We start from the raw sequence: 14122 nt of genomic DNA, 5'->3' as shown, positions 1-14122 counted from the left end.
ATAACTCCTTAAGCACTCCAATAAACATCAACAGGGGTACTGCTTTGACCTAAAACAGCGCGTATAGGCATTTCATCCACCGCTTTACTTGTTAATGCTTGACGATAAACACTCAGTTTCTGCTCACCGACTATGTGTAAATAGATTTGGCGACTTGCCAAAATCGCAGATTTAGATAATGTGATCCTTGCATTGGGCGCCGTTGTCGGGTTAACCGCAACGCAAAGATCATCCGTTGACAAAGCTTGAGCTAACTCTGCCGAACAAGGAAACCATGAACAAGTATGGCCATCATTGCCCATTCCTAAAACGACCACATCAAAAGGACGAGAAAAATGAGCCAGCTGCTCTGTGGTCATTGCAGCGCCTTCTTCTGGAGTCGAAAACATGTTTTTCAACCCCTGAAATTTTGCACTTGCCGCTTTATTGGTGAGTAAATGTTCTCTGACCAACTTTTCATTTGAATCAGCATGATCATTATTCACCCAGCGCTCATCAGCTAGAGTGATTTGCACTTTATTCCAATCAATACCGCGATGACTCAGTTGTTCAAACAAAGCCAAAGGGGTTGAGCCGCCTGATACCACAAGACTCGCCTGTCCTCGGCTATCAACGGCTTCTTGTAGTTGTTCGGCAATACGCTCAGCAAGCTGTTGCTCTAATGCCCCTTTACTTTCAAAGGCTTTAAATACCGTTTCTTTAATCATGTTACTTTTTTCTCTATTCATCCCAAGAACGACCGTCTTTTGCAATTAATGCAACCGATGCGACCGGCCCCCATGTCCCTGCAGGATACGGTTTTGGTTTTTCACTACTGCTTTCCCAAGCCTTGATAATGCCATCTACCCAACTCCACGCCTGTTCAACTTCATCGCGACGAACAAATAACGCTTGATTGCCCAACATAGCTTCTAATAACAGACGCTCATAAGCATCAGCAATACGCTCTGTTTTAAAAGTATCTGAAAAACTTAAATCCAATTTAGCGGTTTGCAAGCGCTGCTTTTGCTCCAATCCAGGCACTTTATTCATCATCTGAATTTCAACACCTTCATGGGGCTGTAAGCGAATAGTCAATTTATTAGGTGGCAAGTTACGATAATTTGAGCGATACAAATTATGAGGCGGGTTTTTAAAATACACGACGATTTCAGAGCTCTTAAACGGCATCCGCTTGCCACTTCTGAGATAAAAAGGCACGCCAGCCCAACGCCAATTATCAATATCGACTCTTAATGCAACAAATGTTTCAGTATTAGAATTAACATTTGCCCCTTCTTCTTCTAAATAACCCGGTGCTGGAGAACCTTTTAGAAAGCCTGATGAGTACTGACCTCGAACGGTATTTTCAAAAATATTATCTTCATTGATAGGTCGCAGTGATTTAAGCACTTTCACCTTTTCATCACGAATACTGTCCGCATCTAAATTTACAGGTGGATCCATCGCAACTAACGTTAATACCTGTAATAAATGATTTTGGATCATATCTCGCATTTGGCCGGCTTTATCAAAATAGCCCCAACGCCCTTCAATACCAACTTCTTCTGCAACAGAAATTTGTACATGATCTATGGTACGGTTATCCCACTTTGACGCAAACAAAGAATTGGCAAAACGCAATGCAATCAAATTTTGGACCGTTTCTTTACCTAAATAGTGATCGATGCGGTATATTTGTTCTTCATTAAAAAAGGCTGATACTTGATCATTAATCACTTTTGAAGAAGCAAGATCAGAACCAATGGGTTTTTCAAGGACAACACGAGTATCGGGATAAATCAGTTTTTGTTCATTTAAACAACGACAAATATCACCAAAAATAGCAGGGGGTGTAGCAAAATAACAGACAGTAGCACGCTTTTTCGGTTCCAATACCGTATGAAAAGCCTTGTAACCTTTCGACTCAGTAAAGTTGGTTCCAATATAATGACAACGTTCTAGCAAACGATTTAATGTCTCTGAGCAAATTTCTTCTTTAACGAACGTCGTTAATGCCGTTTTAACTAATGCACGGTATTCTTCTAAAGTGAAATTATCTTTGGCTACACCCAGAATTTTAGTGTCTTCATCAAGCAATTGAGCTTTATCTAATTGATATAAAGAAGGCAATAATTTTCGCTTAGCTAAATCCCCTTTGGTTCCAAAAAGAACAAAATCACAGGCTTTGGCTTCTGTTGTTATACCCATCGAGACGTCATCTCCTATCATTACAGTGTCCCGCCTTAAAAAGACAAGAATTCACACATTTGTTGTAATATAACAACAGAACTCAATAATTGCATCTAAATTTTGTAAATTATCGCCTTTCACCGTCACTAGTCAGATGTCTACACTATCTGTTATTCTTTCGTGATAAAATTACTATATTTACTAGATACTTTTATACTTTCACTAGTATAATTTATTGTAACGCTCTACGCTGTGTTATAGAAGAAAAAATAACCATCATAGAAAGTAAAAATAAAACTACATTCCTTCTGAGTGGACATATCCATATGAATACCCTAGAAAAGGTACAAAAAAGCCTGACACACTTTAGTAAATCTGAACGTAAAGTCGCAGAGGTGATCCTCGCTTCACCACAAACGGCTATCCACTCAAGTATCGCCACACTCGCAAAAATGGCGGATGTTAGTGAACCGACAGTCAATCGTTTTTGCCGCAGGTTAGATACTAAAGGCTTTCCTGATTTTAAATTGCACTTGGCTCAAAGCCTCGCCAACGGTACGCCTTATGTCAGTCGACATGTTGAAGAAGATGACAGCCCTGATTCGTATACCACCAAAATATTTGAATCATCAATGGCCTCATTAGATACCGCAAGGCAAAGCATCGACACCGCAGCAATCAACAAAGCTGTCGATATTCTCACCCAAGCGAAAAAGATTTCTTTTTTTGGTTTAGGGGCCTCAGCATCTGTTGCTCACGACGCACAAAATAAATTCTTTCGCTTTAACGTTCCCGTTATTTGTTTTGATGATGTGCTTATGCAACGTATGAGCTGTATCAACAGTAATGACGGCGATGTGGTGGTATTAATATCCCACACAGGAAGAACTAAATCATTGATTGATATTGCCAAATTAGCACGAGAAAATGGCGCAGCAGTCATAGGCATAACAGCAAGACACTCTCCTTTATCCAATGTCTGCACACTGCCTGTTACCATGGAAGTACCTGAAGATACCGATATGTATCTTCCTATGGCTTCTCGACTTGCTCAACTTGTTATTGTTGATGTCTTAGCCACAGGTTTCACCTTACGCCGTGGCCCCCGTTTTCGAGAAAACTTGAAACGCGTTAAAGAAGTTTTAAAAGAATCTCGCATCGATAAAGATCCCATTCTGTAACTGACTTTCTTGATGATGTTAAGCCGCTATCATATCCTGAAGCGGCTTTAACAAGATAATTCACCCCATTCAACCTTAAAAAAGTTATTTTTTATCTAGCAAAATCTTGTAATTTTCCTACAAAACACACTAATGTCTGGTATCATAATAGAGTAATAGCGTTCCAGAATTTAAATTTTAACGGAGTATGGTATGTTCCGCAGAACAAAAATCGTCACAACTTTAGGCCCAGCCACAGATCGCGATGATAATTTACGTCGCATCATCGCAGCCGGTGCCAATGTTGTTCGTCTAAACTTTTCACATGGCTCAGCAGAAGATCACTTAAAGCGAGCCTCTGATGCAAGAGCTATTGCTAAAGAGTTAGGTGTCCATGTGGCGATCCTAGGCGATTTACAAGGGCCAAAAATTCGAGTTTCAACCTTTAAAGATAACAAAAAGGTACAGTTAAAACTTGGGCAAACTTATATCCTTGATGCCGACTTAGGAAAAGGGGAAGGAGATGAAAATCAAGTTGGTATTGATTACAAAGCCTTACCACAAGATGTGAGTGTCAACGACATTTTAATGCTTGATGATGGCCGTGTACAACTGAAAGTTGAACGTGTTGAAGGCAATAAAGTCCATACCATAGTTACTGTAGCGGGCCCTTTATCTAACAATAAAGGCATCAACAAACAAGGTGGCGGTTTATCTGCTGAAGCACTCACAGAAAAAGACAAGCAAGACATCATTACAGCCGCTGCCATCAATGTCGATTACCTGGCCGTTTCCTTTCCACGTAGCGGTGCTGATCTTAACTATGCTCGCTCATTAGCCGTTGCCGCTGGCAGTAATGCACTTATCGTCTCAAAAGTTGAACGCGCTGAAGCGGTTTCGACGGATGAGGCCATGGATGATGTCATTAAAGCATCTGATGCCGTTATGGTCGCCCGTGGCGATCTCGGCGTAGAAATTGGCGATCCCGCGTTAGTGGCTGTGCAAAAAAAGCTCATTAGTCGCTCTCGTCAACTCAATAAACCGGTTATCACGGCCACGCAAATGATGGAGTCCATGATCAGCAGCCCAATGCCAACACGTGCTGAAGTCATGGATGTCGCTAATGCTGTCCTTGATGGCACTGATGCCGTCATGCTATCGGCAGAAACCGCTGCTGGTGACTTTCCAGAAGAAACCGTTAAAGCCATGTCAAATGTCTGTTTAGGTGCAGAGTCACACCCCAGTGTACAAGTGTCTAAACATAGAATTGATCAACAATTTAGTACCGTTGAAGAAACCATTGCTTTATCTACTATGTATGCAGCTAACCATTTAGACAGTGTCAAAGCCATTATTGCACTGACTGAATCAGGTGCAACGCCACAGTTAATGTCACGCATCAGCTCTTCGTTACCGATTTATTCTTTATCTCGCCATCAAGGAACGTTAGCCAAAATGGCTTTATACCGAGGTGTTCATCCTTTCTACTTTGATTCAACACAGTATTCTGCTGAAGTTTTACCTCAAGAAGCATTAGCCGCCTTATCAAAAGCAGGCTATTTACAAAGTGGTGACATGGTATTAATGACCAAAGGCGATGCAATGGAGACTATTGGTGGCACGAATACTTGTAAGATCTTAATCGTCGCTTAACACCCATTTTACTTGAAGTTTTCATCGATAAGTCTCCAAAGTGTCAACTTATCTCAGGACGGAACACCTGTAAAAACAAAAAAGGGACGCAATCGCGTCCCTTTTTTACTCACTTTCATTGTGGGCTACAAGGATGCAAAGTCGTCGACTGCAATCGCCGCTAACCTCAATTTATCAGCATTAACTAAGGCATTATATTCGTCAATCGATATAATACTTGCATCTAACGCCGCTTCAAACAAGGCTAATGGCGCCATTTTTGTCGGTAGTTGACCCTCCTTTTGTGCTTGTTTGAGTTTCTGATATAAACCTTTGCAAGCATATTTCGCTAAAAATGCCTGTTCCACATCGGCAATGCCACCTTGCTCCTCTGCTAAATCAGGGCATAAAAATGTTAACCTATCCCTAGCAGGTCCTGGTTGACTTATGCTTTGAGCAAGATCAACAGACAATTTATCACTGGGCGCCTTAAAGCGGTTACCTAAGGGGAAAATGATAACCCGTAATAACATTGCCACCGCTTTATTTGGAAAATTGCGAATAGCTTCATTTAATGCTTGTGAAGCAAGCTGCAAACGTGTCGCCATGACATGTCTAACGGCAGGTAAATCATCAAACTGGCGGCCATTATCTTCAAACATCTTCAGTGTTGCAGATGCCAAATAAAGTTGACTCAGGACATCACCCAAACGCGCCGATAACATTTCCTTACGTTTCAGATCGCCCCCCATGACCAGCATAGATAAATCCGTCATAAAGGCTAAAGCCGATGATAGACGAGTCATATCTTTATAATATTGCTTTGTTTCTCCACTAACGGGCGCCGTGGCTAAGCGACTACCTGTTAATGCATGACCAAAAGCACTCAATGCATTTCGAGCTGTATAACCCATATGACCAAGTAGTAATGCATCAAAACGAGCCAATCCATCCTTTTCATCTTTCATGGCGGCGGCTTCCATTTCAGCGATGACATAAGGGTGACATCGTGTCGCGCCCTGACCAAAAATCATCAAACTTCGAGTTAAAATATTGGCGCCTTCAACGGTAATTGAAATGGGACAAGACATATAACCTTGACCCAAATAATTTTTAGGCCCAAGCTGGATCCCCTTTCCAGATTGAATATCCATCGCATCATTCATCACTTGACGCCCTAACTCCGTCATATGATATTTCGCAATTGCAGTCACAACAGAAGGCTTAACTTTTAGATCAATACCGGTTGTGGTTAAACGCCGTGCAGCTTCAAGCTGGTAAGTATTGGCTATTATCCGTGCTAACGCTTCTTGAACACCTTCAAATTGCCCAATAGGTAGCCCAAATTGCTGACGAACATAGCTGTATGCTGTTGTCGTTTTCGTCGTCAAATGTCCCGATGCTGTAGACAATGCCGGTAAAGAAATTCCCCTGCCTGCCGATAAGCATTCAACCAACATACGCCAACCACGGCCCGCATATAATGGTCCACCTATAATCCAATCCAGCGGAATAAAAACATCTTTCCCTGACGTAGTACCATTCATGAACGCCATATTTAATGGATTATGACGACGACCAATTTCGACACCTGGATGATCGGTGGGAATAAGCGCACAAGTGATCCCAATATTGCTAACATTCCCTAATAATCCATCAGGATCGCGCATCTGAAACGCAAGACCTAAGACTGTCGCAACAGGTGCTAAGGTGATATAGCGTTTATTCCAAGTTAACTTTAACCCTAATATTTCTTCCCCGTTCCACTGTTGACGACACACGATCCCTTCGTCAGGTATGGCCCCAGCATCCGAGCCTGCTTCAGGGCCCGTTAATGCAAAACAAGGAATGGCTTTTCCAGAGGCTAAATCCGGTAACCACCGATCTTTTTGCTCCGCCGTTCCATAATGAGTCAATAACTCGCCAGGACCGAGTGAATTAGGCACCATCACAGTCACGGCGGCACTGACACTGCGACTGGCAATTTTACTCACAATAGTTGAGTTCGCATAAGCCGAAAATGCTTTACCCCCATATTGTTTAGGAATAATTAAAGCAAAAAAGCCTTCTTTTTTAAAATAGTCCCAAAGCTCTGGTGGTAAGTCCTTCCTATTTTGAACAATGTCATGATCGTCAATCATTCCAAGGGCTGTCGCCACTTGATTATCAATAAAGGCTTGCTCTTCACTGGTTAAACTAGGTTTACCATAGCCATGAAGGACATTCCAATCAGGTCGACCTTGAAATAGCTCCCCTTCCCACCATACATCCCCCGCTTCCATGGCCTCTTTTTCTGTATTTGACAAAGGCGGCAGCACTTTTTTGAAAAACGAAAATGCGGGTTGAGTTAACAATGCCATACGCGTGCTTTTCACGCTAAACAACACAACAACGACTACAAGTAGAAACAATATAAAAAATGCCATTAATACAATACCTTATTAGATTAATTTAGCGGTGCAGACACGCCAGCAGAAAGATAAGGGATCACTTTTCGAATCACCGCTTCAATATCATTATGCTCGTTAAAATCTGCCGCAGCAATTTCTGTTAACGCATCTGCTGACGCCATAGTAAAAACGACCGTGCCTAACGTAAAGTGTAATCGCCAAAACATTTCTGCGGCAGGAATTTCCGGCGCGCTGTCAGCCACTGCATGGACAAACTGCGTTAAGTATTGCCCATAATGCGTCGTGATAAACCAACGAAGATGCCCTTGACTTTCAATATACCCTCTGCCCAATAATTGCAAAAAAATCAGAGTTCCATTTGTACGAACATGATTGAGATCTAACAAAGGTGACACTAACGTTGAAAAAATATCATTCAAACTTGTACATTCTTTCTGCTCTTTTACCTGCAAAATAGCACCTGCAGCTGCAGGCATAAACACATCCATATATCGTGCTAAAACGGCTCGAATAAGCTCTTTTTTAGAGCCAAAATGATAGTTTACGGATGCTAAATTAACCTCAGCTTTACTGGTGATAAGTCGTAATGAGGTTTCAGAAAACCCTCTTTCTGCAAATAGCTTTTCAGCTGAATCCAGAATTTTTGTTTTAGTATCGGATTGGTTTGCCATTCCGTGACCTTAATTCTTAAGTTAATGATTTAAACACTCGTTTAAATTAAACACTCGTTCACTTCTTGTCAAATAGAATTCACTTCAATAGCGCTGATTTTCCTGTGTTTCAAACTTAAATAGCAACGATTTTTTTTCTTCAGGTGTTTTATTGAAACAAAATAGGTAAAATGCGAACACAAAAATAACAAAAGGATGAAATTGATGAATCGACTCGTATCAAGACAATCACGCCTGTCTGCTGTGGTAGCCATGCTGTTAGGATTATCTGCCTGCGGTGATCCTCAAACGAATAATCAAGAAAACAAACAAAAATTAAACATATCAGCAGAAACCTTTCTCAGTGATGCAGAAAATCAATTAAGCCAATTATCCATTAAGCAAAACCGTGCTGAATGGATATACAATAATTTCATTACTCATGACACCGCTCAGCTTGCAGCCAAAGTCGGTGAAGAAAGAACAGCGGCATCGGTAAAATTAGCCACACAAGCCGCACAATATGATCAAGCGTCTTTAAGTGATACCGATAAAAGAAAACTGAATATACTGAGAAGTTCTCTGGTGCTTCCCGCGCCATTGGATCCCAATAAAAATGCTGAACTTGCACAGCTTAATGCCGAATTGAACGGGTTATATGGAAAAGGAAAGTACTGTTTAAAAGACGGCCGTTGCCTGACCCAACCAGAGCTATCGGTCATTATGGCCGAATCAAAAGATCCCGCTTTATTGCTTGAAGTTTGGCAAGGTTGGCGTGAAATAGCCAAACCCATGCGTCCCTTATTTGAAAAAGAAGTGGGCTTGGCGAATGAAGGTGCTAATGATTTAGGTTATAAAGATCTTTCGGTACTTTGGCGAAGTCAATATGATATGAAACCTGAAGCATTCTCTCAAGAACTCGACCACTTATGGGATCAAGTCAAACCATTATATGATTCACTACATTGCTATGTTAGAGGGGAATTAAATAAAAAATATGGCGATGACATTGCTCCCGCTAACGGACCTATACCGGCTCACCTGTTAGGCAATATGTGGGCACAAAGTTGGGGCAATATTTATGACACTGTTGCGCCAGCTGACGCCGATCCAGGCTATGATATTACTCAACTGTTACGCAATAAAAATTACACTGAAATACAAATGGTTGAGCAAGCTGAAAACTTCTTTTCTTCACTGGGTTTTGCGCCTCTTCCCGACACTTTTTGGGAAAGGTCTCTTTTCACTCAACCTAAAGACAGAGACGTTGTTTGTCATGCTTCGGCTTGGGATCTTGATGATTTAGATGATATACGCATCAAAATGTGTATTCAAAAAGATGCTGAAGATTTCGTCACTATTCATCATGAATTAGGCCACAACTATTACCAACGCGCTTATAAAGACCAGCCTTTTATCTTCAAAAATAGTGCGAATGACGGTTTCCATGAAGCCATTGGTGATACAGTCGCCTTATCTATCACCCCCAGTTACTTACAACAGATAGGATTATTGGATACTGTACCGGATGCTTCTAAAGATATAGGCTTGTTGCTGAAACAAGCATTAGATAAAGTCGCCTTCCTTCCCTTTGGATTGATGATCGATCAATGGCGCTGGAAAGTCTTTAATGGTGAAATAACGCCAGAAGAGTACAATCAATCTTGGTGGGAGCTCAGAGAAAAATATCAAGGTGTGAAAGCCCCTGTTGAACGTAATGAAACCGATTTTGATCCAGGTGCAAAATACCATGTACCGGCTAATGTACCTTATACTCGCTATTTCTTAGCTCACATTTTACAATTTCAATTTCATCAAGCACTTTGTGAAATGACGCAAAATACAGGCCCTATTCATCGTTGCAGCATTTATGGCAATAAAGAAGCCGGTGCTAAACTCAATACCATGTTAGAAATGGGGCAAAGCCAGCCTTGGCCAAAAGCATTAGCCGTTGTCACTGGCAGTGAAAAAATGGATGCCAATGCCGTATTAAACTATTTTGCCCCTTTGCAGGTTTGGTTAAATGAACAAAATAACCAAGCCAATCGTCAATGCGGTTGGTAACTGCCTAGAGCCTCTAACACATTAAGGTGATTGAGGCATTGCAAAACGCCTTTTTGATAAGGCGTTTTATCCACTTAATCCTCTTTTACATATTTTGTAAAGATCTACCGCTGTCATTACAACGGGGGACGTATTATAGTTAAACTTGGCATAACAAGAGCCTAAATATTATGAAATCATCAAATTTATTCAGTATCTTTTTAGTATCACTCTTCCTTATTTTTACTTCTTTCAGTTATGCGAATAATGATGACAATGTCATGCTTAATCATATTTATCATCATTTTAATAAAGCTTTTGACGCACTCGATACCCAAAAAATGCTTTTTATTTATGCACAAGATGCTTCATATATTTCAGACAATCAAAATAAAGAAATACTATTAGGCCGTGAAAAAATTCTTGAACAATATCGTGCATTTTTTAAGAAAATTAATGATAAACAAGCGAATATTGAAGTGGATTTTCGAATTATTCAACGATATATACAAGACAAAAGTGCCACAGATATTGGGTATTATCTTATTCGATATTATCCATACAGTGGTGACGAAGAACCCATGAGTGAATTTGCGGGTAAATTTGTCAATGTCGCTAAAAAATATCCCAATGGACATTGGTATCTTGTGGTGGAAACCAATAATAAAGCCGATACCGCCTTTTATTATAATGCTAAACCTCAGCCCAACCTGTATTATGGTCGCCAATTTTCTCCAATAGACTCGGAACCAACCAATACCCATGATTGAATCAGCTTCTGGCGAACGCTCATCTCTATGCCCTTGTGGCTCAATGAAAGCCTATTCACAATGTTGTCACCTTGCTCATCAAGATCAAACACAAGCACACACACCAGAACAACTCATGCGTTCTCGATACAGTGCTTATTTTATGAAGCATTTTGATTATATTATCAAAACTCAACATCCTGATTTTAGGCTCGATTTAACAATAGAACAGCTCTCAAAGGAGCCACAACCTCAATGGTTAAGCTTAGAAGTGATAAACAGTGAACACCAGAACAATAAAGGCACTGTCACTTTTAAGGCTTGGTTTAAACAAAACCAAAAAATAGACGTCATCTATGAACGCTCTCATTTTATATTAGAGAACAAGCTTTGGTATTACACTGATGGTAAGCAAATGCAATGCACTTTACCCAAACGCAATGCCAGCTGTATTTGCCAAAGCGGCAAGAAATTTAAACATTGTTGCATGCCCTGAGCCAAACAATGACTTTAGCAAGGTTTTTCGTTGGTATTCACTATTAGGCCTGCAATAATACTTGGCTCATTTGGCGCTGAGTCGTCAATTGCTCAATTAAGGTTACCGCTTCAGTTTCAATGGTTTTATATTCTCCTTGAGTCCTCAATTGAGTGTGATAATCACAATTTTTTATCACACTCTCAAGGGCAGCACCTTGACCTTTGCGGATCACTAAGGCTTCTTGCATTAAGCCATCTTGTAATCGAAATCCTGTTGTACCTGACACATGAAAAGCATGGCTGTTGTTCACTATAGATTCGGCTATATTAAGATCAGCCACTAATAATTGCTCAGGAGGTAAATTAAACTGCGCTCTATCATCTTGATCTGTGCTTGATGGCTTAATCTGAAATTGAGGCATATTTTGTTGCTCATCAGATATCAATGCCAATAATAATCCAAACTCCCCCCTTCGATTAGCCTCGACAGCCTGATTAAGACGAGAGCCTAAGCTTAGCTCATTCACTAATGAAATCGTATTTTGCATAAAAAAAAACCACCAAAACAAGCCATTGTTAATTAATCGACCACTTGAGCCGATACTTTAGAGATTATTTAAAATAGGCCTTTACATCATAAAAAAATCTGACTACTATTGCCGCCGCAATTGAGGAGGGGTTCCCGAGTGGCCAAAGGGATCAGACTGTAAATCTGACGGCTCAGCCTTCGAAGGTTCGAATCCTTCTCCCTCCACCATTTGCATTAAAAAAGAAATAAAATTTGGAGGGGTTCCCGAGTGGCCAAAGGGATCAGACTGTAAATCTGACGGCTCAGCCTTCGAAGGTTCGAATCCTTCTCCCTCCACCATTTTATGCTTAAATAAATCATTTAAATGTATTAGCACAATCAGTAACAATATTTATGCTGTAAAGGTCTTGTACTGAAAAATAAAATTCGGAGGGGTTCCCGAGTGGCCAAAGGGATCAGACTGTAAATCTGACGGCTCAGCCTTCGAAGGTTCGAATCCTTCTCCCTCCACCATTTTATTTTTAAATAAATCATTTAAACGTATTAGTACAATTAGTAACAATATTTATGCTGTAAAAGTCTTGTGCTGAAAAATAAAATTCGGAGGGGTTCCCGAGTGGCCAAAGGGATCAGACTGTAAATCTGACGGCTCAGCCTTCGAAGGTTCGAATCCTTCTCCCTCCACCATTTTATTGTTAGAATATTGCTAAGATGAAATAAAATAAGATGAAATAAAAATATCCCTGAATATTACTTTCATTGAATTATTAAAAGTCACTTTACTTCAAACAACTTAATTAACCCATTCAATACCACAAGCCCAAGCGTCCAAAGCAATAAATACCTCATCAACAGATCCCTTATATCCATTTCATAACGTATTCACTATTTTCCCAAAGTCGAAAAATAAACACATAATCAATCTTCTTGCTTTCATCATCAGACATCATCAAACTCATAGCATAATCGCAATCAAAATGTTAATAAAATAGCTTTATGTTTTCCAATTCGTATTTAATAAGTTCTAGCTATGTGCAAAACAGAATTAAAAAACACAGATCGGCTCTATTTGCTATCATAACTAATGCATTTTAATTATTATTTATCTTTTATTGTTATAAAGGACAAAATAGTGACGAACACTTGGGTCAATCAAGCCATTGAGAAAATTGAAGCGGATTTTCAACGCAGTGCAGAAACACACCTCATAAAACTTGAGATCCCGTCACTCGATGGCATCGATATTTATCTCAAAGATGAAAGCACACACCCAACTGGAAGCTTAAAACACCGTTTAGCTCGCTCTTTATTTTTATATGCATTATGTAACGGCTGGATAAAAGAAGATACGCCTATTATTGAATCCTCATCAGGCAGTACCGCGGTTTCTGAAGCCTATTTCGCTCGTTTATTAGGCCTTCCCTTTATCGCCGTCATGCCTGCAAAAACCGCCAAAAAGAAAATACAACAAATAGAATTCTATGGTGGAAAATGCCATTTTGTGGATCATTCCAGCCAGATCTATTCAGAATCTGAAAAACTGGCCAAGGAGCTCAAAGGCCATTACATGGATCAATTTACCTTCGCTGAACGCGCGACCGATTGGCGAGGCAATAACAACATCGCTAATGCCATTTTTGAACAAATGCAAAAAGAGCAGCACCCTATTCCAAAATGGATAGTCATGAGTCCAGGCACTGGTGGCACATCAGCCACTATTGGCCGTTATATCCGCTATCAAAGATTAGCAACACAGCTCTGTGTGGTGGATCCTGAGCATTCTGTTTTTTATGATTACTACCACTCCCATGATAAGCGCTTAACCTGCAAAGAAGGCAGTAAAATTGAAGGTATTGGCCGTCCAAGGGTCGAGCCCTCTTTTATTGCTGGCGTCGTGGATGATATGAAAAAAATCCCTGATGCAGCCAGTTTGGCAACAATGAACTGGCTTGAGCAATTAATCGGACGAAAAACTGGCCCTTCTACAGGGACTAACCTCTATGGCGTCTTGGAAATTGCTTCTCAAATGCAAAAAAAAGGTGAAAAAGGCGCTATTGTGACCTTGATCTGCGATCCCGGTGAACGTTATCTCGACACTTACTACAATCAACAATGGGTCAATGAGAACATAGGCTCTCTTGAGCCATATCAAGCGCAATTAACCCAATTTGAGCTTACAGGACAACTGAGTTAAATCTCACATTAAAAAAAGCGCCCATTATCGGTAATGCCGATCATTTAACGATTTATTGATCGGTTGACTGATCGTTTAAATGCGTCAAAATCCGAGTCCTATCTC

Annotated in this window: 11 protein-coding genes and 4 tRNA genes; 10 read left to right on the top strand and 5 right to left on the bottom strand. The window is 40.4% G+C overall.

What is annotated here, in order from left to right; translation table 11 throughout:
• Positions 1 to 8 precede the first annotated feature (8 nt).
• Both pgl and zwf read right to left on the bottom strand, forming a co-directional pair.
• A complete protein-coding gene (gene pgl / locus Q0791_RS15870) occupies positions 9 to 707 on the bottom strand; it encodes a 6-phosphogluconolactonase (protein WP_299008446.1) in 699 nt (232 codons plus the stop codon).
• A 13-nt stretch (positions 708 to 720) separates the two neighbouring features.
• Positions 721 to 2190: a glucose-6-phosphate dehydrogenase gene (zwf, locus tag Q0791_RS15865; RefSeq protein ID WP_299008406.1), complete on the bottom strand. Its 1470-nt coding sequence runs from the start codon at positions 2188 to 2190 to the stop codon at positions 721 to 723.
• Positions 2191 to 2498: 308 nt separating this feature from the next.
• On the opposite strand from zwf, the gene Q0791_RS15860 reads away from it, so the two are divergent.
• Together Q0791_RS15860 and pyk are read left to right on the top strand one after the other, a co-directional pair.
• The gene (locus tag Q0791_RS15860) at positions 2499 to 3353 is read left to right on the top strand and encodes a MurR/RpiR family transcriptional regulator (protein ID WP_299008403.1); all 855 of its coding nucleotides are present in this window, start codon (positions 2499 to 2501) and stop codon (positions 3351 to 3353) included.
• Between the two features lie 192 nt (positions 3354 to 3545).
• Positions 3546 to 4985, top strand: coding sequence for a pyruvate kinase (gene pyk, locus Q0791_RS15855; RefSeq protein WP_299008402.1), 1440 nt, complete (start codon positions 3546 to 3548; stop codon positions 4983 to 4985).
• 125 nt (positions 4986 to 5110) lie between these two features.
• Here pyk and Q0791_RS15850 read toward each other — a convergent pair whose 3' ends face one another.
• The gene (locus tag Q0791_RS15850) at positions 5111 to 7390 is read right to left on the bottom strand and encodes an acyl-CoA dehydrogenase (RefSeq protein ID WP_299008400.1); all 2280 of its coding nucleotides are present in this window, start codon (positions 7388 to 7390) and stop codon (positions 5111 to 5113) included.
• Positions 7391 to 7410: 20 nt separating this feature from the next.
• Positions 7411 to 8046, bottom strand: a complete 636-nt coding sequence (locus tag Q0791_RS15845) for a TetR/AcrR family transcriptional regulator (protein ID WP_299008398.1) — start codon at positions 8044 to 8046, stop codon at positions 7411 to 7413.
• A gap of 204 nt (positions 8047 to 8250) precedes the next feature.
• Between Q0791_RS15845 and Q0791_RS15840 the strand changes: the two genes are divergently transcribed.
• The 3 genes from Q0791_RS15840 (at position 8251) to Q0791_RS15830 (ending at position 11313) form a co-directional block, all read left to right on the top strand.
• Positions 8251 to 10089, top strand: a complete 1839-nt coding sequence (locus Q0791_RS15840) for a M2 family metallopeptidase (protein ID WP_299008396.1) — start codon at positions 8251 to 8253, stop codon at positions 10087 to 10089.
• Between the two features lie 170 nt (positions 10090 to 10259).
• Positions 10260 to 10838, top strand: coding sequence for a DUF4440 domain-containing protein (locus tag Q0791_RS15835; protein ID WP_299008395.1), 579 nt, complete (start codon positions 10260 to 10262; stop codon positions 10836 to 10838).
• Positions 10831 to 11313, top strand: a complete 483-nt coding sequence (locus Q0791_RS15830) for a YchJ family protein (RefSeq protein WP_299008392.1) — start codon at positions 10831 to 10833, stop codon at positions 11311 to 11313. Before Q0791_RS15835 ends, Q0791_RS15830 begins: the two co-directional genes overlap by 8 nt.
• Before the next feature lie 43 nt (positions 11314 to 11356).
• Here the strand turns inward: Q0791_RS15830 and Q0791_RS15825 are convergent, their stop codons facing one another.
• A complete protein-coding gene (locus Q0791_RS15825; RefSeq protein ID WP_299008389.1) occupies positions 11357 to 11842 on the bottom strand; it encodes a VC2046/SO_2500 family protein in 486 nt (161 codons plus the stop codon).
• A gap of 124 nt (positions 11843 to 11966) precedes the next feature.
• On the opposite strand from Q0791_RS15825, the gene Q0791_RS15820 reads away from it, so the two are divergent.
• The 5 genes from Q0791_RS15820 to Q0791_RS15800 all read left to right on the top strand — a co-directional run bounded on the left by Q0791_RS15820 (position 11967) and on the right by Q0791_RS15800 (position 14017).
• Positions 11967 to 12051, top strand: a tRNA-Tyr gene (locus tag Q0791_RS15820).
• A gap of 26 nt (positions 12052 to 12077) precedes the next feature.
• Positions 12078 to 12162 (top strand) — tRNA-Tyr (locus Q0791_RS15815).
• 89 nt (positions 12163 to 12251) lie between these two features.
• A tRNA-Tyr gene (locus tag Q0791_RS15810) sits at positions 12252 to 12336 on the top strand.
• 89 nt (positions 12337 to 12425) lie between these two features.
• Positions 12426 to 12510, top strand: a tRNA-Tyr gene (locus Q0791_RS15805).
• A gap of 445 nt (positions 12511 to 12955) precedes the next feature.
• Complete coding sequence (locus Q0791_RS15800) at positions 12956 to 14017, top strand: PLP-dependent cysteine synthase family protein (RefSeq protein WP_299008386.1); 1062 nt, start codon at positions 12956 to 12958, stop codon at positions 14015 to 14017.
• The last annotated feature ends 105 nt before the right edge of the window (positions 14018 to 14122 follow it).

Origin of the sequence: uncultured Shewanella sp., from assembly GCF_947495455.1 — a bacterium.
In the GTDB taxonomy this organism is placed as follows: Bacteria; Pseudomonadota; Gammaproteobacteria; order Enterobacterales; family Shewanellaceae; genus Shewanella.
This window is presented reverse-complemented; position numbering and strand designations above follow the sequence as displayed.

What these genes read in the sequence shown, in the direction of transcription:
- Q0791_RS15845 (WP_299008398.1), bottom strand. Translation starts at nt 8,046, where the DNA reads ATGGCAAACCAATCCGATACTAAAACAAAAATTCTGGATTCAGCTGAA.
- Q0791_RS15840 (WP_299008396.1), top strand. Translation starts at nt 8,251, where the DNA reads ATGAATCGACTCGTATCAAGACAATCACGCCTGTCTGCTGTGGTAGCC.
- Q0791_RS15860 (WP_299008403.1), top strand. Translation starts at nt 2,499, where the DNA reads ATGAATACCCTAGAAAAGGTACAAAAAAGCCTGACACACTTTAGTAAA.
- Q0791_RS15835 (WP_299008395.1), top strand. Translation starts at nt 10,260, where the DNA reads ATGAAATCATCAAATTTATTCAGTATCTTTTTAGTATCACTCTTCCTT.
- pgl (WP_299008446.1), bottom strand. Translation starts at nt 707, where the DNA reads ATGATTAAAGAAACGGTATTTAAAGCCTTTGAAAGTAAAGGGGCATTA.
- pyk (WP_299008402.1), top strand. Translation starts at nt 3,546, where the DNA reads ATGTTCCGCAGAACAAAAATCGTCACAACTTTAGGCCCAGCCACAGAT.
- zwf (WP_299008406.1), bottom strand. Translation starts at nt 2,190, where the DNA reads ATGGGTATAACAACAGAAGCCAAAGCCTGTGATTTTGTTCTTTTTGGA.
- Q0791_RS15850 (WP_299008400.1), bottom strand. Translation starts at nt 7,390, where the DNA reads ATGGCATTTTTTATATTGTTTCTACTTGTAGTCGTTGTTGTGTTGTTT.
- Q0791_RS15825 (WP_299008389.1), bottom strand. Translation starts at nt 11,842, where the DNA reads ATGCAAAATACGATTTCATTAGTGAATGAGCTAAGCTTAGGCTCTCGT.
- Q0791_RS15830 (WP_299008392.1), top strand. Translation starts at nt 10,831, where the DNA reads ATGATTGAATCAGCTTCTGGCGAACGCTCATCTCTATGCCCTTGTGGC.